Origin of the sequence: Pectobacterium carotovorum (genome assembly GCA_016415585.1) — a bacterium.
In the GTDB taxonomy this organism is placed as follows: Bacteria; Pseudomonadota; Gammaproteobacteria; order Enterobacterales; family Enterobacteriaceae; genus Pectobacterium; species Pectobacterium carotovorum_K.
This window is the reverse complement of record CP066552.1, coordinates 4,257,107-4,276,706: the sequence shown is the minus strand read 5'-3', so window position 1 is coordinate 4,276,706 and position 19,600 is coordinate 4,257,107. Positions and strand designations below refer to the sequence as shown.

General features: G+C 53.0%; 18 protein-coding genes. 13 read left to right on the top strand and 5 right to left on the bottom strand.

Going from position 1 to position 19,600, the window contains the following annotated elements; genetic code table 11:
- Positions 1-4: 4 nt before the first annotated feature.
- Both yrfG and JFY74_19100 read right to left on the bottom strand, forming a co-directional pair.
- The gene (yrfG, locus tag JFY74_19105; protein QQG28134.1) at positions 5-691 is read right to left on the bottom strand and encodes a GMP/IMP nucleotidase; all 687 of its coding nucleotides are present in this window, start codon (positions 689-691) and stop codon (positions 5-7) included.
- Between the two features lie 117 nt (positions 692-808).
- Positions 809-2,956 carry an intracellular growth attenuator family protein gene (locus JFY74_19100; GenBank protein ID QQG28133.1) on the bottom strand — a complete coding sequence of 716 codons (2,148 nt, stop codon included), beginning with the start codon at positions 2,954-2,956 and terminating at the stop codon, positions 809-811.
- 437 nt (positions 2,957-3,393) lie between these two features.
- Between JFY74_19100 and nudE the strand changes: the two genes are divergently transcribed.
- Positions 3,394-3,951 carry an ADP compounds hydrolase NudE gene (gene nudE, locus JFY74_19095; protein ID QQG28132.1) on the top strand — a complete coding sequence of 186 codons (558 nt, stop codon included), beginning with the start codon at positions 3,394-3,396 and terminating at the stop codon, positions 3,949-3,951.
- A gap of 100 nt (positions 3,952-4,051) precedes the next feature.
- Here nudE and mrcA read toward each other — a convergent pair whose 3' ends face one another.
- Positions 4,052-6,607 carry a peptidoglycan glycosyltransferase/peptidoglycan DD-transpeptidase MrcA gene (gene mrcA / locus JFY74_19090; protein QQG28131.1) on the bottom strand — a complete coding sequence of 852 codons (2,556 nt, stop codon included), beginning with the start codon at positions 6,605-6,607 and terminating at the stop codon, positions 4,052-4,054.
- Between the two features lie 111 nt (positions 6,608-6,718).
- On the opposite strand from mrcA, the gene pilM reads away from it, so the two are divergent.
- The 12 genes from pilM to trpS all read left to right on the top strand — a co-directional run bounded on the left by pilM (position 6,719) and on the right by trpS (position 17,056).
- On the top strand, positions 6,719-7,570 hold the full coding sequence (pilM, locus tag JFY74_19085) for a pilus assembly protein PilM (protein QQG28130.1): 852 nt from the start codon (positions 6,719-6,721) through the stop codon (positions 7,568-7,570).
- A gap of 2 nt (positions 7,571-7,572) precedes the next feature.
- Positions 7,573-8,142 carry a PilN domain-containing protein gene (locus JFY74_19080; GenBank protein QQG28129.1) on the top strand — a complete coding sequence of 190 codons (570 nt, stop codon included), beginning with the start codon at positions 7,573-7,575 and terminating at the stop codon, positions 8,140-8,142.
- On the top strand, positions 8,135-8,722 hold the full coding sequence (locus tag JFY74_19075; GenBank protein ID QQG28128.1) for a hypothetical protein: 588 nt from the start codon (positions 8,135-8,137) through the stop codon (positions 8,720-8,722). Before JFY74_19080 ends, JFY74_19075 begins: the two co-directional genes overlap by 8 nt.
- Entirely contained in the window at positions 8,719-9,096 is a 378-nt protein-coding gene (locus JFY74_19070) for a DUF2531 family protein (protein ID QQG28127.1), read from the top strand. Before JFY74_19075 ends, JFY74_19070 begins: the two co-directional genes overlap by 4 nt.
- Before the next feature lie 100 nt (positions 9,097-9,196).
- On the top strand, positions 9,197-10,471 hold the full coding sequence (gene hofQ / locus JFY74_19065; protein QQG28126.1) for a DNA uptake porin HofQ: 1,275 nt from the start codon (positions 9,197-9,199) through the stop codon (positions 10,469-10,471).
- A gap of 351 nt (positions 10,472-10,822) precedes the next feature.
- Complete coding sequence (aroK, locus tag JFY74_19060; protein QQG28125.1) at positions 10,823-11,344, top strand: shikimate kinase AroK; 522 nt, start codon at positions 10,823-10,825, stop codon at positions 11,342-11,344.
- 51 nt (positions 11,345-11,395) lie between these two features.
- Positions 11,396-12,481, top strand: a complete 1,086-nt coding sequence (aroB, locus tag JFY74_19055) for a 3-dehydroquinate synthase (GenBank protein QQG28124.1) — start codon at positions 11,396-11,398, stop codon at positions 12,479-12,481.
- A 183-nt stretch (positions 12,482-12,664) separates the two neighbouring features.
- The gene (locus tag JFY74_19050) at positions 12,665-13,675 is read left to right on the top strand and encodes an SPOR domain-containing protein (protein ID QQG28123.1); all 1,011 of its coding nucleotides are present in this window, start codon (positions 12,665-12,667) and stop codon (positions 13,673-13,675) included.
- Positions 13,676-13,754: 79 nt separating this feature from the next.
- Positions 13,755-14,567, top strand: a complete 813-nt coding sequence (dam, locus tag JFY74_19045) for an adenine-specific DNA-methyltransferase (GenBank protein QQG28122.1) — start codon at positions 13,755-13,757, stop codon at positions 14,565-14,567.
- A 113-nt stretch (positions 14,568-14,680) separates the two neighbouring features.
- Complete coding sequence (gene rpe, locus JFY74_19040; GenBank protein QQG28121.1) at positions 14,681-15,358, top strand: ribulose-phosphate 3-epimerase; 678 nt, start codon at positions 14,681-14,683, stop codon at positions 15,356-15,358.
- Complete coding sequence (locus JFY74_19035) at positions 15,351-16,055, top strand: phosphoglycolate phosphatase (protein QQG28120.1); 705 nt, start codon at positions 15,351-15,353, stop codon at positions 16,053-16,055. The genes rpe and JFY74_19035 overlap by 8 nt, the downstream gene beginning before the upstream one ends.
- A complete protein-coding gene (gene trpS, locus JFY74_19030) occupies positions 16,052-17,056 on the top strand; it encodes a tryptophan--tRNA ligase (GenBank protein ID QQG28119.1) in 1,005 nt (334 codons plus the stop codon). Before JFY74_19035 ends, trpS begins: the two co-directional genes overlap by 4 nt.
- A gap of 75 nt (positions 17,057-17,131) precedes the next feature.
- On the opposite strand, the gene JFY74_19025 is transcribed toward trpS, so the two are convergent.
- Both JFY74_19025 and JFY74_19020 read right to left on the bottom strand, forming a co-directional pair.
- A complete protein-coding gene (locus JFY74_19025; protein QQG28118.1) occupies positions 17,132-18,589 on the bottom strand; it encodes an amidohydrolase in 1,458 nt (485 codons plus the stop codon).
- 94 nt (positions 18,590-18,683) lie between these two features.
- Positions 18,684-19,553 carry a transporter substrate-binding domain-containing protein gene (locus tag JFY74_19020; protein QQG28117.1) on the bottom strand — a complete coding sequence of 290 codons (870 nt, stop codon included), beginning with the start codon at positions 19,551-19,553 and terminating at the stop codon, positions 18,684-18,686.
- Positions 19,554-19,600 lie beyond the last annotated feature (47 nt).

Sequence of the window (19,600 nt, the reverse complement as noted above, 5' to 3'; positions counted from 1 at the left end):
CTGATTACCCTGCATTAACGGAGTGACGCAGAGCGGGTAGCAACGCAAGGTAGTCATTCATTGACGGATGTTGCAGGAATACCTTTTCCGGCTGGCCGGAATCTGGATTACGCACACCCAGACAGTAATGTATGCCGAAGGTTTTCGCGGCATCCAGAATCGGCTCGCTGTCATCCACGAACAGGGTTCTGGCAGGATCGAAGCCGGTTTGCTGCTGTACGGCCTGCCACAAGCGCTGATTCTCTTTCGGATACCCATAAGTATGGGTGGAAAGTAATAAATCAAGGTGCTGATCCAGCCCCGTGTGTTCGATTTTTACTGCCAGACTGTGTGGGTGGGCGTTGGTCAGCAGAATTGTCTCTTTACCGCATTCTCGCAGCGCCGCTAAAAACGGCGTGGTGTCATCGCGCAATCGGGCTCGCGCGCCGATATCCGTCGTCATTTGATAGATATCCAGATCGAGACGTTCTGACCAGTAATCGAAACAGTACCAGTTTAGCGTGTGCTGAACGGCTCGGTACTCCTGTTCGATAAGCTGGTGCGCTTGTTCAAGGCTGATGCGACGTTTTTCACTGAGCGACTGCGGCACCAGTTGAAGCCAGAAATAGCTGTCAAACGCCAGATCGAGCAGCGTGCCATCCATATCCAGTATCACGGTGTCGATATCGTGCCAGTTAACGTGGGGATTCATAACGACTCCAGATGTCGCGCCGTGCTATAGGGGTGATGCAGCAGAAGACGCGCAATGCAATTGTGACAAGAGTGACGGCCGCTAGGTTAGCATAACCGCAGAGCGGGCACGATGCCGTTAGCGGGGGAGCTGGGGACGATTGTCCGGGAACGAATTCGTCATCATATTGAACCGTGAGGCGTAATAGCGCTGAATATCGGTCACTCGCTTCTGGCTTTTACGCATCTTAATGCCGGTCAGAACCGCATTAACGATAAACGTCGCAGAAAAGAGCAGTAGCAGCAGACACGTGCCGAGATAGCGCCAGACGGTAATGACGTCGGGTTCGCTGTACAGGCTGATGTGCTGGGTTCCATTGGCATCGGTATTAAGCTGTGTGATAACGCCCGTGGCATTAAATGGTGTATGCAACAGCATCGCGGAAAGCCGCTGGAGTTCCTGCCACTGATCCGATGGACGATATTCATTGAGCGGCATCGGAGGGAGCGGGTGGCTAACGAACTGCCGTCCTTCATCGCTGCGAATCAGGAATCCACCGGGCGGTGGGCTGTTTAGTGACTCTGTTGCACTATTGATTTCCTGATAGAAGAATTGATCGGTAGAACTGTTGACCAATGACTCCAGCGTTTCTGCACTGACGGCGGGCAGTACCACATTCATGCCTTTCAGCGTGCCTGAATTTGCGTCTTTGACCAGAGTATTCCAGTTCTTGACGTCGCTTAGGTTCACCAGCGCATTTTTCAGGCGGGAGCAATCGTTTTCCTGCCAACACAAATCTTGTGTTCTCAAAACGACGTCAGCGAAGTTTTTCATCAAAATCAGCCCTGATTTCTGGATCGTAGAGGCTAATTGAGAGTTGACCTGGCCCTCTTTGTCCGTTTGTGGATGAAGCTGGCTGTTGACTGATTTAAGCAAGGCGGAGGCTTTTTCAATCGTCTCGGATTCCGGTAATGGCAGCGGCGCGGCTTTATTCCAGTATATGGCCGAACAGTCGAAAGGGCTGAACGCATAAGGGGACGGTGTGGAAACGGGACGAATGCCTGCAGGCACATAACACATGCCGCTGCCACGCACTGCTAGCGTGTCGCCAATATGGAGTTGAGCCTTTTCCAGATCGCTGACCTGTGTGACCTGAATACGTTGCGCGCCTTGCAGCCAAGCCAGACTGAGCTTTAACGGCAGTTCAAGCGGCACGTTAGTAACAAGCAAAATCAGGCTGAGCAGTGAGCCAACGGATAGCAGTAGATTCTTGCCCCAGCGCTGTAGTGGAAAGTTTTTTACTTCATCATGCAACGACAGGTGTTCCCCTTGACGGATCACCTGTCGGTTGAGATAGATATCGACATCTGTTTTTCGCCCCAAGTCTTGCGTGATATAGGGTTGCCAATGAGGTGGGTAAATCAGATCGATATTACCAAGCGAGATATTACCGAGCGGCCCCTGATTGGATTCGCCAAACAGACCCAAGCCTTGCGGCGTGCCATGAAGGCAGTGCACATCGCGCAATTCCTGAGCGGACGGCGAGCGGAAAAGTTGCCACAGGCTCCAGACTGCTAATAATGATGCGGTACCGATCAGCCATGGGAGCAGGGCGATAGGGCTATTCAGGCTGATGAAAAAAAGCAGAAAAGATACGCAGAGCACAGCCGTTTCCTTCAAGCCCCCAGAGTGATGCATCGCATGTTCTTCACGCGTTTCCTTACGGATGGTGACCAACTCGGCATGTTCACTACCTGCCTGACGGATGGAGGCATTCGGGACGGGAACTTTGCTCGGTAGTGGGGTCAGCGGCTGAGCGTCGAGACACTCGGTTAGCGAGTGCCCGTTCAAGGAAATGACTAGCGGAATCGAGCGTGTCTTAATCAGTTCGACGGTGTTATTTTCGGTAATGAACTGTTCCCAACTGGGCGGCAGATGGATTTCTTGCGTATCGATATAATAGCGCCACTTACTCTGAGTATCAGTGCTCAGGCCGTAGCGTGTAATTGTATGGGTGACAGGGTAAACCCGATTGTTTTGCAGGGAACGCGGCAATTTAGGCTGCTCATTGGGAGTATCAAGTGGCGTGGTTTGCTGACTGTTTTCCTGAGCCAGATAACGCTCAACGGCGATCCGTTCGTTTTCAGTTAACCGCCGGGGCAGCGATTGCGAAACGGGTAATGGCGGAGTGGATAAGAAACGGTGTCGCATGCGGTAGGCGATAAGGCCTCCGACAACGATCAGACAGGCAAGCAATATCGCCAATAGGATAAATATTGTGCTCATCTCATATCCCTTCCAACACGCGAGGCTCCTTGTTCTTGTCGGAGTTTAACAAACTTATACAATCGATGATAACCCGTATGACATTGTTTTCTTAGATTAATAACGCAATTGGGAATAAAATTCATCATATAAGGTGATGATAGTAACAAGCAAAAAATGCCTATTGAATGAGGATATTCTTATTTTTTTTAAGTTATTGACTTTTACTGGTGGTTTCTCATACAGGATGTATCCTTCATGTTGCCCATACGTAAATTCATCGTCACGATAGTTGCAGCGAAGGTGACTGTTAACGCACAATGTGAGCAGAATCAAAAAGGAATATTTACGATCTCTTCTTAATTTCCACCGCATGTCGTATTCAGGTTGTGGTAAACGCAGCCTCCAGACGCGTTGGTCTAAGATGTTGTTTTGGTCGTAACGCTCTGGGGGCATCAATGAGTCATAATCTGCAAAAACCTAAAATCCTCAAGGTGGAAACGGTAGCGCGTTCGCGCCTGTTCAATGTGGAATCCGTCGATCTTGAATTTAGCAACGGGGTACGTCGGGTTTATGAACGGATGCGTTCAAGTGGCCGACAGGCAGTGATGGTTGTTCCGATCATTGATGATGAATTGTTGTTGATCCGTGAATACGCTGTCGGCATTGAGGAATACGAACTAGGGTTTCCCAAAGGGCTGATCGATTCCGGCGAAACGGTCTTTGAAGCCGCGAACCGTGAACTGATGGAAGAAGTCGGTTTTGGGGCGGAAAAACTGGAATTGCTGGCGACGTTAACCATGGCACCCTCCTATTTTTCCAGCCAGATGAATATTGTGGTGGCTCGCGGGCTTTACCCGCAGAGCCTCGAAGGCGATGAGCCGGAGCCGATGCCGCAAGTTCGCTGGCCGATGCATGACATGATGTCGCTGTTGCAAGAACCTGATTTCCGTGAGGCTCGGAATGTCAGTGCGCTATTTTTGGCTCAGGACTGGCTGCGCCGTACACCCCGCTGATTTTTAATAAACCAACCTGTTTTTAATAAGCCAACATAGCAAGAAAGAAGGCGCAGTTTCCTGCGCCTTCTTTGCTTTGTCTGATGCTATCGAACGCTGGCTAGAATAGCTCTTCGCTTTGTCCGTTATCCATCAGCGTGGTGCCGACTTCATGCACTTCGTATTCTTTCGGCTGTGTACCGTCAATGAAGTATTCGGAACGGCTGTTCCCGCCACCGTTAGACAGCTTGCCGCTGCTGCGGTCAATGACGACACTGACGATGCCTGGTGGCGGCGTCAGCGGTTGTTCCGGTACGCCATCTAGCGCGGCTTTCATGAAATCATCCCACGCAGGCTGCGCTGATTTCGCACCGCCTTCATAGCCGGAGATTTGATCTTTGATGACGCCAGATGCGCTGCTGGCACCCAGATCGCGACGGTGATCGTCGAAGCCAATCCAGACCGACGTCACCAGATTCGGGCCATAGCCGGAGAACCAGGCGTCTTTGGAACTGTTCGTTGTACCGGTTTTACCGCCGATATCACGACGTTTCAAATCACGACCTGCGCGCCAGCCTGTTCCCATCCAACCCGGTTCGCCAAAGACGTTACTGTTCATCGCATCTTTAATCAGGAATGCCAACGGTGTGTTGATAACGTGCGGGGCGTAAGGTTGCGCGGCGCTTTGCTGTGCGGCTTCTGGTGTGACAGGCTCCAGCTCGGGCTGTGGCAAGCCTACCGGCGGTGCTTCGTTTGACGTGGCAACATCTTCAACGTTAGTGGTCGCTAACACCGGAGAACGTGGCGTGTCACCGTAGACCAGCGGTAGATTACAGGTATCGCAGACCACTTTCGGCGTCGCGGTAAATACCGTACCGCCTGCCTCGCTCTCTATCTTACTGATCAGATAAGGGTCGACCAGATAGCCGCCGTTTGCCATGACGGCATAACCACGTACGACCTGTAGCGGCGTAAATGAGGCCGCACCCAGCGCCAGCGATTCGGTATGGACGATATTCTGCGCCGGGAAACCGAAGCGTTGCAGGTAATCCGCCGCATAGTCCACGCCCATCGCACGCATGGCACGTACCATCACTACGTTTTTGGATTGACCCAGTCCCTGACGCAAACGGATCGGACCATCGTAGGTTGCCGGTGAGTTTTTCGGCCGCCAGTCAGATCCTGCACCAGCATCCCAACGGGTGATTGGGACGTCGTTCAGAATCGTTGCCAGCGTTAAACCTTTGTCCATCGCCGCGGTGTACAGGAACGGTTTGATGTTGGAGCCAATCTGGCGAAGTGCCTGCGTCGCACGGTTGAATTTGCTTTGGTTAAAGTCAAAACCGCCAACCAGTGCTTCTATCGCACCGTTTTTCGGGTTAAGCGAGACAATCGCAGAGTTGACGTCCGGCACCTGTGCCAGCCACCAATCATCGTTCACTTTACGTACCCAGACCTGCTGGCCTGCCTGTACCACGTCCGTGACGCGCTTCGGCGTTGGCCCTTGCTGCGTATCGGAACGGTATGCACGTGCCCAGCGCATGCCTGCCATCGGCAAGGCAATATTGCTGCCGTCAGACAGGATCGCAATCGCGTTGTCAGCCGTGGTGCTGGTGACGATGGCCGGAGAGAGCGGGCCGTAGACCGGCAACGCTTTCAGGGCGGCAATCATCTTCGCCTGATCCCAGACGCCTTCGCCTACTTTCCATAGCACTTTGCTTGGGCCGCGGTAACCGTGGCGCATGTCATAGGCGAGGATGTTATTACGCAGCGCATCCTGTGCGGCGGTTTGCAATTTTTTGGTGACCGTCGTGTAGACCTTATAACCGTCGTTATAAGCATCTTCGCCGTAGCGTTTGACCATCTCCTGTCGTGCCATTTCTGCGACATACGGTGCGGAGAACGAAATATCCGGCGCGTGGTAATTCGCGACCAGTTTTTCGTTACGTGCCGCATCGTATTGCGACTGCGTGATGTAGTTTTCATCCTTCATACGCGCAAGGACGACGTTGCGACGGGCAACGGCACGGTCGTAGGAATAGAGCGGGTTGAACGTCGATGGCGCCTTCGGCAGACCGGCGATCATCGCCATTTCGCTTAGCGTCAACTGGTCAACTGGGCGGCCAAAGTAAACCTGTGCCGACGCGCCAACGCCATAGGCGCGATAGCCGAGGTAAATCTTGTTCAGATAGAGCTCAAGGATTTCATCCTTGGTCAGCAACTGCTCAATACGGATAGCCAGAAACACTTCCTTGATCTTACGAATCAGGGTGCGCTCTGGGCTCAGGAAGAAGTTCCTGGCGAGCTGTTGCGTAATGGTACTCGCCCCTTGAGAGGCATGACCCGATGTGAGCGCGATGGATGCGGCACGGATGATCCCGACGGGATCGACACCGTGGTGATCATAGAAGCGGCTATCTTCGGTCGCGATAAAAGCGTGTACCAATTCAGGGGGAATCTGGTCCAGCTTGAGCGGGATACGGCGCTTTTCACCAAACTGAGCGATCAGTTCGCCATCGGCACTGTAGACCTGCATAGGCGTTTGCAGCCGAATGTCTTTCAGCGTGGCGACATCGGGCAGTTGGGGTTCGATATAACGGTACAAACCATATATCGAGGCAGCTCCCAGCAGAATGCAAGAGACTGCAAGGATGAATAGATACTTTACGAACTTCACCTGGGATTTTCCATTCAGTAGCGTTTGGACAGTTTATAAACAATCGGGCGCTAGTATAAAGGTAAGCCAGCACTGTGGATATGTTTATTGGATAAGGAAATCGGGTTGAACATGGCTTATCACATCTGGCAGGTTGGAGTAGATATACAAAACGGCTTCATGCGCGCGCTGGCGGTTCAACGCCGCCGCGATGGCTGGCAGCTTCGTCATTGGTGGCAATATCCACTACCCGACGATACGTTGCGCTCGGGTAGTTTACACCATACTGAGGCGCTTTGTGAGGCCTTACATACATGGCGTCGTTTGCTGCCTGCACACATTTCGCTACGGGTGGGGTTTCCTGCTCAACTGATTTTGCAGCAGCATTTACCGCTGCCTGACTCACATTTACGAGAACCGGAACGTAGCCTCTACATTGAAACCATGGCGGCGCGTAAGCTGCCGATCAGCAGCGAATCACTGGCGATAGACTATCGGGAGGACCCGCAGAAGCAAGGTTCGCTGCTGGTGACGGCAGCACGCCGACAGGAAATCGATAAATGGTTGGCCTGCCTCAATAGTGCGGGGTTACACCCTGATGTTCTTGATGTCTCAACTTGTGCGCTTCGAGCGATGGCGCAGCGAGCTAGGCTTGACGCTAACCGTCTGCTGCTGCATCGCCTGTTGGATGGCTGGCTGTGGGTCTCTCCGTTGAACCATGCCTTTCACTCAGGCGTGATACACCTTGATGAGCTGAATGACGAAACGGATATCTTATCGGTTGTAAGTACTCGCTATCAGCATGATGTAGATGACATAGCCTATTACTCTAGCGTCTCGCCTGATTTACCCAGTCAGCAGACCGATGTATTACAGACGTGGTCGCCGTTAACGGTGTGTAATCACATGCAGCCGCCTCTGCCGAGTTTCCCTTCGGCTTATGCGATCGCGGGTGGGTTGGCATTGCGTCCTGAGGATGTCTGACTATGCTGCTGATTAATCTTTTACCCTGGCGTAACACCCTGATGCGCCAGCGAGCACGTCGTTGGTTGGGGCTGCTGTGGCTACAGACGGGGTTGATGCTATGCCTTATCGCCACGAGCTATCTGTTTTGGCAGCACAGACAGCAACGTGCGCAGGATGAACTCAATGTAGCGCTGACCCAGCAACAGCAACTGACGGCATTGTATCAGCAAACGCATCAGGCGCGGGAAGCGTTGCGTCGCTATCAGGCGCAAGAACGCGCCGAGGTGATGGTCCGGCATGACAATCGTCGTAACCTCCACTTGCTCGAGCAGCTTGCTGGCATGATGCCCGCGCGTCTGTGGCTGACGGAAATTGCCGACCGTGGCTCGCACCTGCTGCTTTCCGGCGTGAGCGAAAACTATCACTACATCATTACGCTACAGCACGCGTTATTACGCCATGCTTCCGTCGAACGCGTACAGCTGCTGCAGACGTCCCGAGAGCGCGGTGTGAATACCGGGCTGCGCTTTTCCTTTCAGGCCAATTGGCGCGATACAGGCGCTTCCCTGCGGGAGGAAGGCCATGATTAATCCATCGGTTTTGACTGACGTCGTGCTGAATCGGCCTGAGCTAGTGAATAAACCGCTCTGGCAGCAGTTGGCGCTTCAATTGGCGTTTGTCGCCGCTGCCGGGCTGCTATCTGGCTGGCTCCTCATCGGTGACGTTCGTAGGGCCGTGATTGGCATAGAAAAGCAAACCGTTCAGGCGCGTCTGGATAGACAGGACGTCCAGCAAAAGCTCGATGCGATGCCGTTACTGTCGGTGCTACGCGAGCAATTAGCGGAGAAAACTGCGCAAGACGATCCCTTTCAGCCTGACAGGCTGGCACAGCTTATCGTCGAGCCTCTGTCGCAGGCAGGGGCTTCGCTTCTATCCTGGCAGCCCGCTCCGCCTCACGCGGAGGCATCTCATCAGGAACGTTGGCAATTGGCATTTAGCGCGAATTACACGGGCGTGTTGCAGGTGCTTCGTGCGCTGGCGGAGTTACCTTATGTGCTGCGAATAACGCAACTGACCGTAAAGCCTGATGCCGTTTCAACGGAGTCGTCGTCAGAAATACCACGGTTACAGGTTGAGCTGTCGCTAATCAGGCCGGAGGGAATGCCATGAGTCATATCTCGATCCGTATCGCCTTGATGTTGCTCTTCGTGCCCCATAGCGTGCAGGCAGAAAAACTCGAAGAACGCATCGACCCTTTTCAGCCTCTGGCTACTGCGCGTTGTCTGCCCTCAGCGACATTGCCACCGTGGCAGCTAAAAGGCGTGATTGGCTCTGGCGATCGCTGGATTGGTTGGCTAGCACAGCCGGAGGTTGGTTGGATCAAGCTGACAAGTGGCGAAACGATCCCACCGGGATACTGGCTAGTCAGCCAATTGGATAAATCAGGGGCCAAACTTGTCCCGACAGCGCGTGAGGCAGGTTGTGATGGTCTGCCAGATAGCCTGCTGCTGGTTTCTCCGTTTATCACTAAGCCCGCGGAATAGGTGAGATTTGTCTGGCGACACGTATTTTGAACGTAATTTTTGGACAACCGTTCGTTGAAAACAATGTTGATAACAGCGTATCTCGATAACAAGGAAGGTTATGAATATGAATAGGTTATGTCGAGTGGCGGCGTGGAGCTGGCAACTTCTTCTCGCCGCGCCGTTTCAGGCCAGTGCGGAAAGCTCGGTATCGATGGCGTTTGAAGATTCACCGATACCTCGGGTGCTACAGGCGTTAGCCGATCACCAGCAGCTCAATGTGGTGATCGCTCCGGGCGTGACGGGGAATCTTAGCCTGAGGCTGGCAGATATTCCCTGGCAGCAGGCACTGGATATTGTTTTACGCATGGGGAAGCTTAGCGTCGAACGGAACGGCAACGTGCTGATGGTTTTCCCTGCCGATCACCTTGAGTCCTTGCAGAAAGAACGGGACGAACATGCGGCGGAGCAGGCGCAGAAATTACCGCTGCATAATATCTCTGTTGCATTGCAGTATGCTGACGCGACGGAAGTGGCGGCCAGTGTTCAGGCTCAGCGTGGAACGCTACTCTCTACGCGTGGCAGCGTAACCGTGGATAAACGGATGAATACTTTATTGATTCGTGATACGGAAGAGGCTTTGGCACAGCTCGAACCGTGGGTGAAGGAGCTTGATCTGCCCTTGGCACAGGTACAGCTGGCAGCGCATATTGTCACTATCAGCAGCGAGCACCTGCAGGCGCTGGGCGTAAACTGGGGTCTGGGAGAAGGGGACGCGGCGAACAAGGCGCTCAGGCTGAATAATTTTAACGTTGGCCTGCCTGTGGATACGCCAGCGATCAATGCCGGGTTCCATTTGGCGCGGCTGAATGGCCGCTTGCTGGATCTGGAGTTAATGGCGCTGGAACAGGAAAGTCAGGTCGAGATTATCGCCAGCCCTCGCTTGTTTACTGCGCACCAGCAGACCGCCAGTATTAAACAAGGCACGGAAATTCCGTATCAGGTCTCCAGCGGTGCCAGCGGCTCGACGTCTATCGAGTTCAAAGAAGCGGTATTAGGGATGGAGGTTACGCCGGACATCCTGCGTGCCGGGCGGATTACGCTGAACCTGAAAATTAGCCAAAACATGCCGGGGCAGACGATCAAGCAGGGTGATAATGGTGAAGCGTTAGCGATCGACAAACAGGAAATCCAAACCCAGGTGACGGTTGCTGATGGAGAAACTATCGTTTTAGGCGGCATTTTCCAGCAGCAAAAAAAGAACAGTGACAGACAGGTACCACTATTGGGCGAGGTTCCCGTATTTGGTCATCTGTTCAGAAACCATACTCAGCAGCATACGCGACGAGAATTGGTCATTTTCATTACGCCGACGTTGATACCCGCATCATCATGAGTAAACCCAGGCGGGCTCTGATGTCATACGGTGTTTTTTTTTCGGATTGGGCGCAATATTTTGTCACGTTCAGCGCTTATGAGTTTGACGCTGCGGCGGATTTAGCTTACAAGGGTTAGCGAATTGAGCACTGAAGTGTTGTTCCACCGAAAATGTCGATAAAACATACTACATTGACCACCTGTGGTCGGTGTGACATTTTATTCGGTTGCCAAACTACCCTGAGTCTTGAGATAATTTTTTGTCTGATTCTCGCACTATCGCTCATGAGGTTTCAGTTTAGGTCCCGCCGCTGGGTTGATTGGCGGGGCGGGTTATCATTAACGAATTGTCTTAGTAATACCAAAAAACATGGCAGAGAAACGCAATATCTTTCTGGTTGGGCCTATGGGTGCCGGCAAAAGCACTATTGGCCGTCAGTTAGCTCAACAACTCAATATGGAGTTTTTCGACTCCGATCAAGAAATTGAGCGACGCACTGGGGCTGATGTGGGCTGGGTATTCGATGTGGAAGGCGAAGAAGGCTTCCGCGATCGTGAAGAGAAAGTCATTAATGAATTGACGGAAAAGCAAGGCATCGTACTGGCGACAGGCGGTGGCTCAGTCAAATCACGTGAGACGCGCAATCGTCTTTCCGCGCGCGGCGTTGTCGTTTATTTGGAAACGACAATCGAGAAACAGCTTGCCCGCACGCAGCGTGACAAGAAGCGTCCGTTACTTCAGGTTGAAACCCCTCCACGTGAAGTATTGGAAGCGTTGGCGAAAGAGCGGAACCCGCTTTATGAAGAAATCGCTGACGTGACCATTCGGACTGACGAGCAAAGTGCCAAGGTCGTTGCTAACCAGATTATCAATATGCTGGAAAGTAACTAAGAGCATACCTTATCCGCATTGAGCGGATCCTGAACGGGTTGTTTAACGCGCATGGAAAGAATTACCGTAACACTAGGGGAACGTAGTTATCCCATTACGATAGCCGCTGGATTATTTGATGATTCGGCTTCTTTTATGCCGTTGAAAGCGGGGGAGCAGGCCATGCTGGTGACGAACCAGACGTTGGCTCCTCTGTACCTTGACCGCGTTCGTGGTGTGTTGGAAAACAGTGGCGTGCATGTCGATCAGGTTATCTTACCTGACGGCGAGCAGCACAAATCGCTGACCGTATTGGATCAGGTTTTTACCGCACTGTTGGCGAAACCGCATGGTCGTGATACGACAATTGTTGCCTTGGGTGGCGGTGTCATCGGCGATTTAGCCGGTTTTGCCGCGGCCAGTTATCAGCGTGGCGTCCGGTTTATCCAGGTGCCGACAACGCTGTTATCGCAGGTAGATTCCTCCGTCGGTGGTAAAACCGCCGTCAATCACCCGTTGGGTAAAAATATGATCGGGGCGTTCTACCAGCCCGTATCAGTTGTGATCGATCTGGACTGCCTGAAATCTTTACCGGCACGGGAGTTGTCATCCGGGCTGGCGGAAGTCATCAAGTACGGCATTATTCTGGATCGCGATTTCTTTCTTTGGCTCGAAGAAAACATTGAAGCCGTGCGTGCGCTACAGCATGACGCGCTAGCTTACTGCATTCGACGCTGCTGCGAAATTAAAGCCGCAGTGGTTGCTGCTGATGAACGTGAAAGCGGCATGCGTGCGTTGCTTAATCTGGGCCATACTTATGGGCATGCTATCGAAGCGGAAATGGGCTACGGTAACTGGCTTCACGGCGAAGCGGTTGCGGCAGGCATGGTGATGGCTGCGCATACGGCACGTCGCCTTGGGCAGTTTTCCGTTGAGGATGTCGAACGAGTCAAATCTCTGCTGGTTCGTGCTGGTCTGCCGGTGAACGGCCCGACGCAAATGGCACCTGAGGCCTATCTTCCCCATATGATGCGCGACAAGAAAGTTCTGGCGGGTGAGTTGCGTTTGGTACTGCCAACGGCAATTGGTCAATCAGAAGTTCGTGGCGGCGTAGCGCATGACATGGTATTGGCTTCGATAGCAGATTGCCTTGCCTGATGCGTAATGCTACCGGGTTATGAGAGACAATCCATTATGAAAGACTATCCGTTATGAAAGATAAGTATTAACGACAGACACGCCCTGATGGGTTATGGTTAATAAAATACAATGCGTTACGATTTAATGATTCGCCTTGGCGACCGCGTGGCGAATTCGAGCTTTTTAGTGGGGAGATGTTAAATGGATGAGTTCAAGCCGGAAGATGAGCTGAAGCCTGATACCAGTGACCGTCGACCTACTCGTCAGCAGAAAAGCAGCAACTTTGCGGTACCCAAGATCGCACTTTCTAGACAGCACCTGATGATTGGCATCGGGATTGTGGTGCTGGTGTTGCTGATCGTGGGCATTGGATCTGCTTTGCAGGCACCTTCTCAGCCACAAACATCACAGACGCAGAATCAAGCGAGTGGCGAGCGAAATATCGATCTCTCTTCATCGTCCTCCATGGCTCAGGGCGCTCAGCCTTCTTCGCTGGGGGAAAGTCCTGCGGCGATTTCTGGCGATGCCAGCCATGGTCAAACACCAGCACAGGCGTCTTCTCAAGCGCCGATGTCGCCTCAAACGTTAAGCGCTCCACCGATTTCTGGTACGCCGACTGATGCGCAGGTTCAACCGCCTGTGGCAGGCCAGCAGCGTATTGAGCTGCCTGGCAATATCACTGATGCGCTGTCGCAACAGCAAGGGCGCGTTAGCGAATTCTCTCAGGGTGCGACAGGAAACTCGACGTTGCCGACCGCACCTGCGACGGTAGCTCCGACGGGAAAAACGCCAGCGACCTCATCAGCGAAAAATACACATAATACGACCCCTGCGTATGCTGGTAGCAACGCTACGAATAATGCATCGAAAGCGCCAGTAGCAAGCAAACCTGCAACTAACGCAAAGGTTGCTCCTGCGGCTGCCGGACAGAATGTATCCGTGCAGAGTGCGCCTGCGAGCCACTTTACGCTGCAACTGAGCAGCGCCTCACGCGCGGACACATTGAAAGCCTACGCGAAACAGAACAACCTCACCCATTCATGGGTGTATGAAACCAAACGAGACGGAAAATCCTGGTATGTGCTAGTGACCGGAGTCTATGCGTCTTCTGCTGAGGCGAAACAGGCAATTGCTACGTTGCCCGCAGAAGTACAAGCGAAAAAACCATGGGTTAAGCCGATCCGTCAGGTGAAGCAGGACTTGAATAAGTAACACCAATTTTAGCCCTGATGTGCTGTCTGACACAGAGTACAATCCGCGGCTCTGAAACGTATGAGTAACTAACGACGGCATGAAGAAGAACCGCGCTTTTTTAAAATGGGCTGGTGGTAAATATCCGCTGGTAGAAGAAATTCGTCGCTATTTACCCGCAGGAGACTGTCTTATCGAGCCCTTTGTTGGCGCGGGTTCCGTATTTCTGAATACGGAATACGAGCGCTACATACTGGCTGATATTAATAGCGACCTGATTAACCTGTACAATATCGTCAAATCGAATGCCGATGAGTTTGTTCTCGACGCCCGTAAACTTTTTACGGATGAAGTGAACACGTCTGAGGCATTTTATCTGCTGCGTGACGAATTTAACCTTTGCAGTGATGCTTATCGGCGCGCGCTGTTGTTTCTCTATTTGAATCGCCACTGTTATAACGGCCTGTGCCGCTACAATATGCGCGGTGAATTCAATGTCCCTTTCGGGCGCTATAAGAAGCCCTATTTTCCTGAAGAGGAAATTCGCTGGTTCGCCTTTAAAGCGCAAAATGCCACCTTCGTCTGTGAGCATTATCAGGACACGCTGGAAAAAGCAGAGAAGGGATCGGTTATTTATTGCGATCCGCCTTATGCTCCGCTGTCTGCTACCGCAAATTTCACTGCCTATCACACTAATAATTTTAGCCGTGCCGACCAGCAGAGTTTGGCGCAATTGGCACGCCGCCTGTCTGTAGAAAGCCAGATTCCGGTTCTGATTTCCAATCATGACACGTTGCTGACCCGTGAGTGGTATCAGGAAGCCGTGCTTTATGTGGTGAAAGCGCGCCGAACGATTAGCCGTAATATTTTAGGGCGTAGTAAAGTAAACGAGTTATTAGCCCTATATCGGTGATTCCGTTTGGGGTAAAACAGAGCGAGGTGAATCGGCTAATGTCGTCTGAAAGGCGTTATTAGCCGAGAAGAGGTTACCCGCAGGCATTCAGACTTTACCGTTTGGAGAAATGAATGAAACCGTTTTTAATCGCGCCGTCCATTTTGTCGGCTGATTTTGCCCGTCTTGGTGAAGATACCGCTAACGTATTAGCTGCCGGGGCTGATGTGGTCCATTTTGATGTCATGGATAACCACTATGTGCCAAATTTGACGATTGGCCCACTGGTACTGAAATCCCTGCGCGATTACGGCATTACCGCGCCGATTGACGTTCATTTGATGGTGAAACCAGTCGATCGTATCATCCCTGATTTCGCCAATGCGGGAGCCAGTTTCATAACCTTTCATCCCGAAGCCACGGATCACCTCGATCGTTCACTCCAACTGATCAAAGATCACGGCTGTAAAGCCGGGCTGGTTTTTAACCCGGCGACCCCGCTAAGTTATCTTGATTACGTCATGGACAAGCTGGATATCATTCTGCTGATGTCAGTTAACCCAGGATTTGGCGGTCAGTCCTTTATTCCCAGCACGTTGGATAAACTGCGTCAGGTTCGTCGCTTGATCGACGACAGCGGTTACGACATTCGACTGGAAGTCGATGGCGGCGTAAAAGTAGAAAATATCGGCGCGATTGCTGAAGCGGGCGCGGATATGTTTGTGGCGGGATCGGCTATTTTTGGTCATCCAGATTACCGTGCCGTCATTGATCAAATGCGTAGTGAAATTTCAAGGACGACACATGACTGAATTAACCGCAGTTCGCGGATTAGCTTTTGATTTGGATGGGACGCTGATTCACAGTGCACCGGGTCTGGCGGCGGCTATCGATCAGGCCTTAGTGGCGCAGTCGTTGCCTGCTGCGGGCGAAGCGCGTGTCGCAACCTGGATTGGTAACGGTGCGGACGTGATGGTTGAACGGGCGCTGCGTTGGGCTGGTGTTGAGCCAACGGCTGCACGCTTGCAGGAAACCCGTGAGCGGTTCGATAGCTATTATGCGCAGACGGTGGATAGCGGTAGCACGCTGTTCCCGCAGGTAAAAGAGACGCTGGCGCAGTTAGCGCAGCAGGGCGTTCCGATGGCGGTGGTGACCAATAAACCCACGCCGTTCGTTGCGCCGTTGCTGGCAGGATTAGGGATCGGCGACTATTTCTCGCTGATCATCGGTGGCGATGACGTTATTGTGAAAAAGCCGCATCCTGCGCCGCTCTATCTGGTACTCGGTAAGCTGGGGCTGCGTGCCAGCGAACTCCTGTTCGTCGGCGATTCCCGCAATGATATTCAGGCGGCACAGGCGGCGGGTTGCCGCAGTGTCGGCATGACGTATGGTTATAACTATGGTGAAGCGATCGAGCTGAGTCAGCCGGATGTCGTTCTGGATCGTTTTGCCGATATTTTGCCCCTGATCGGGCATTCTTCTTCACACAATCAGGAACCCTTAGTATGAGCAAGCCCATTGTATTTAGCGGTGCGCAGCCGTCTGGTGAATTGACCATTGGTAACTACATGGGGGCGTTACGTCAGTGGGTCAACATGCAGGACGATTACGACTGCATCTATTGCATTGTGGATTTGCATGCCATCACGGTACGTCAGGATCCGCAGGCGCTGAGAAAAGCGACGCTGGATACGCTGGCGCTGTATCTGGCCTGTGGTATCGATCCGAAAAAGAGCACCATTTTTGTTCAGTCGCACGTGCCTGAGCACAGCCAACTGAGCTGGATACTGAACTGCTACGCGTATTTCGGCGAACTGAGCCGCATGACGCAGTTCAAGGATAAATCCGCGCGTTACGAAGAGAACATTAACGCCGGTCTGTTTAGTTATCCGGTGCTGATGGCGGCAGATATCCTGCTGTACCAAACGAATCAGGTACCAGTGGGTGAAGATCAAAAACAGCACCTGGAGCTGAGCCGTGACGTTGGTCAGCGCTTCAACAGCCTGTATGGCGATATTTTCAAAGTACCAGAGCCGTTCATTCCGAAATCGGGTGCCCGCGTGATGTCGCTGCTGGAACCGACCAAGAAGATGTCCAAGTCTGACGATAACCGCAATAACGTTATCGGGCTGCTGGAAGATCCGAAAGCGGTGGTGAAGAAGATCAAACGCGCGATGACAGATTCCGACGAGCCACCCGTCATTCGCTATGATGTGAAGAATAAAGCTGGGGTATCCAACCTGTTGGATATTCTGTCTGGCGTGACGGGAAAACCCATCCCTGAGCTGGAGCAGGAATTTAACGGCCAGATGTATGGTCACCTGAAAGGCGCGGTGGCGGATGCCGTATCCGGTATGCTGTCTGAGCTGCAAGAGCGTTATCATCGCTACCGTAACGATGAGGCGTTCCTGCAACAGATCATGCGTGAAGGGGCTGACAAAGCCAGCGCTCGCGCACAGGAAACGCTGAAGAAAGTCTACGACGCTATCGGTTTTGTTGGCCGCCCGTAAGTCTTAATTACCGTCAGGAGGCTCTCTCCTGACGGTTTCCTGCTACTACTTATCTATCCCTTCGAATCCGCTACCTTATCCCCGTGGGATAGGCGGAAACACGTCGTCTGGAATCGGGTTCTCAAACGGTGTCTGCTGCAATCTTTCCTGATGGTCGGCTTTTGCCTGTGCAATCAGTTCGGGCGTGACCAGCAGGTCGATAGCCAGTGAGGCCATCGCTTTCGCCGCGTATTCCGTGCCCTTGTGTGCGGCACCGGTTTTTCCCTGTGCGACCAACTGCCACGAATGCGCTGGTGTGCCGATGGCGTAAGTGGCGCTGCGAATCTGCACGGTCGGCACAACCCAACTGACCGTCCCCACGTCGGTAGAGCCAATGAAGGCGTCATTCGGGCTATACAGCGGATAAATTCCGTCGTGTAGCGTTAAACCCGGCTGCGGTTTAACGCCGAAACGCGCGTAGGATTCGGCAATGTCTTCGGCGCTCAGCGCGGTCTGGAACATCGCTGCCATTTTGCGGTCTTCGTCATCGAACGGTATCGGGCCGAGCGCCAGCAGATGTTCGTGCATACGCGCTTCCAGCGGCGGGTTCGCCAGCAGATTGGCATCACCGCTAATCACTTCGCTGCTGACTTCGGTTTCCGTCATCAGCGCCGCGCCTTCGGCAATTTTCTTCACGCGTTTGACCAACTGGTGCAGCTCCGGCAACTGACGTGCTCTTACGAGGTAACGCACGGTGGCGTTGGCCTGAACGACGTTCGGGGCGTGGCCGCCGCTGTCGGTAATCGCATAGTGGATGCGGGCAGAGGACGGCATGTGCTCGCGCATGTAGTTCACGCCAACGTTCATGAGTTCCACGGCATCCAGCGCGCTGCGTCCCAGATGTGGGCTGCTGGCGGCATGAGCCGCACGACCTTTGAAGTAAAAATTCAGTTCGTTACAGGCCAGCGATACCGGGCTGTTGACGCCGGTGAAGGTCGCCGGGTGCCAGCAGAGGGCGATATCGACGTCGTCAAAAACGCCTTCCTTGACCATAAAGCCTTTGGACGATCCGCCTTCTTCCGCAGGGCAGCCGTAAAAGCGTATGGTTCCGGCCAGGGCGTGCTTTTGCAGATAATCTTTCACTGCCGTCGCCGCCTGTAGCGCTGCGGTACCGAGCAGGTTGTGTCCGCAGCCGTGGCCGTTGCCACCGTTTTCCAGCGGCTTTGGCTCAGCGACATTCGCCTGCTGGCTCAGGCCCGGCAGCGCATCGTATTCACCCAGAATGGCGATAATCGGCAGACCTTCGCCGAATTCACCCAGCAGTGCAGTCGGCATGTCGGCGATGCCTTTCGTCAGACGGAAGCCTTCTGCTTTCAGGATGGTTTCGTGCTGTGCCGCTGAACGATGCTCTTCGTAGTTCAGTTCCGGCGTATCCCAGATGCCGTCGCTCAGCGTACAGAACTGCTGTCGCTTGGTGGCAATCAGATCGCAGATCTCTTCCACGTTCTGGTGATTAACGGCCGGCAGCGTTCCTTCAGTGTGTGTTGCATTCATGCGTGGTGTGCTCGTTTGATTTCTTTGATGGCATTAGCGAGGGGCGTGTCACAGCCAGTCAGCCATGACACGCGATTTAGCGATTGAGTAACGCTTAGAGCGGCGTGGTGTCCATGCCGAACCATTTTTCGCTCAGCTTTCTGATGGTACCGTCTTGTTTAGCCTGATCGATTGCCTTGTCGAACATAGCTTTCAGCTCAGGATCGCTTTTACGCAGGCCAACGGAAGAACCGCTGCCCAGAATACCGCCGATGAACTGTGGCCCTGGCATCACGATGTTCTCATTGCCTGGTTTGTCCGTTGTGCTTTTCAGGTACGGTGCGGAAGCGATGACCAGATCCACACGGCCTGCTTTCAGATCCAGATCGTGTTCCTGTGTGGTTTTATATTCGCGTACTTTCATCACGCCTTTCATATATTTATCCAAAAAGGCGCTGGCAATAGAGGCGGATTGTACGCCAATAGTTTTGCCTTCCAGCAGCGGTTTCAGCTTCTCAACCTCTGCCAGTGCTTTCGCTTCATCGGCGGGCTCAATGGAGAAACGCACGCCCGCGTCTGGGAAATCTTTGGCGAGCGAGCTGGATTTCAGCACGGCGAAAGTCTGCCCTGCCTGCGTGTACGGCTGGCTGAAATCAATCACCTCACGGCGTTTTGCTGTGGCGGACATACCTGCGATGATCGCATCATATTTACCCGCGTTCAGCGCAGGAATAGCGCTGGCGAAGGGCTGAACCATGATCTCGCATTTCACCTGCATGTTGTTACACAGCACTTTGTACAGCTCGATCTCCATACCATCCAGCGTGCCGTCTGGTTTGGTGAAGTTATACGGGTGGTAAGCGCCTTCGGTTGCGATGCGGACGGTCGTCCATTTTTTCTCTTCTGCTGAGGCAGTGAATGAGGCAGCTAGCGTTCCTGCCATACACAGCGAGCAGGCGAGCAGTGTGAGTTTTGATTTGATCATATTATTTTTCTCCCGGCATTTTATATCGTTATATTTTGTTTATTTCC

What these genes read in the sequence shown, in the direction of transcription:
- yrfG (QQG28134.1), bottom strand. Translation starts at nt 691, where the DNA reads ATGAATCCCCACGTTAACTGGCACGATATCGACACCGTGATACTGGAT.
- JFY74_19100 (QQG28133.1), bottom strand. Translation starts at nt 2,956, where the DNA reads ATGAGCACAATATTTATCCTATTGGCGATATTGCTTGCCTGTCTGATC.
- nudE (QQG28132.1), top strand. Translation starts at nt 3,394, where the DNA reads ATGAGTCATAATCTGCAAAAACCTAAAATCCTCAAGGTGGAAACGGTA.
- pilM (QQG28130.1), top strand. Translation starts at nt 6,719, where the DNA reads ATGGCTTATCACATCTGGCAGGTTGGAGTAGATATACAAAACGGCTTC.
- JFY74_19080 (QQG28129.1), top strand. Translation starts at nt 7,573, where the DNA reads ATGCTGCTGATTAATCTTTTACCCTGGCGTAACACCCTGATGCGCCAG.
- JFY74_19075 (QQG28128.1), top strand. Translation starts at nt 8,135, where the DNA reads ATGATTAATCCATCGGTTTTGACTGACGTCGTGCTGAATCGGCCTGAG.
- JFY74_19070 (QQG28127.1), top strand. Translation starts at nt 8,719, where the DNA reads ATGAGTCATATCTCGATCCGTATCGCCTTGATGTTGCTCTTCGTGCCC.
- hofQ (QQG28126.1), top strand. Translation starts at nt 9,197, where the DNA reads ATGAATATGAATAGGTTATGTCGAGTGGCGGCGTGGAGCTGGCAACTT.
- aroK (QQG28125.1), top strand. Translation starts at nt 10,823, where the DNA reads ATGGCAGAGAAACGCAATATCTTTCTGGTTGGGCCTATGGGTGCCGGC.
- aroB (QQG28124.1), top strand. Translation starts at nt 11,396, where the DNA reads ATGGAAAGAATTACCGTAACACTAGGGGAACGTAGTTATCCCATTACG.
- JFY74_19050 (QQG28123.1), top strand. Translation starts at nt 12,665, where the DNA reads ATGGATGAGTTCAAGCCGGAAGATGAGCTGAAGCCTGATACCAGTGAC.
- dam (QQG28122.1), top strand. Translation starts at nt 13,755, where the DNA reads ATGAAGAAGAACCGCGCTTTTTTAAAATGGGCTGGTGGTAAATATCCG.
- rpe (QQG28121.1), top strand. Translation starts at nt 14,681, where the DNA reads ATGAAACCGTTTTTAATCGCGCCGTCCATTTTGTCGGCTGATTTTGCC.
- JFY74_19035 (QQG28120.1), top strand. Translation starts at nt 15,351, where the DNA reads ATGACTGAATTAACCGCAGTTCGCGGATTAGCTTTTGATTTGGATGGG.
- trpS (QQG28119.1), top strand. Translation starts at nt 16,052, where the DNA reads ATGAGCAAGCCCATTGTATTTAGCGGTGCGCAGCCGTCTGGTGAATTG.
- JFY74_19025 (QQG28118.1), bottom strand. Translation starts at nt 18,589, where the DNA reads ATGAATGCAACACACACTGAAGGAACGCTGCCGGCCGTTAATCACCAG.
- JFY74_19020 (QQG28117.1), bottom strand. Translation starts at nt 19,553, where the DNA reads ATGATCAAATCAAAACTCACACTGCTCGCCTGCTCGCTGTGTATGGCA.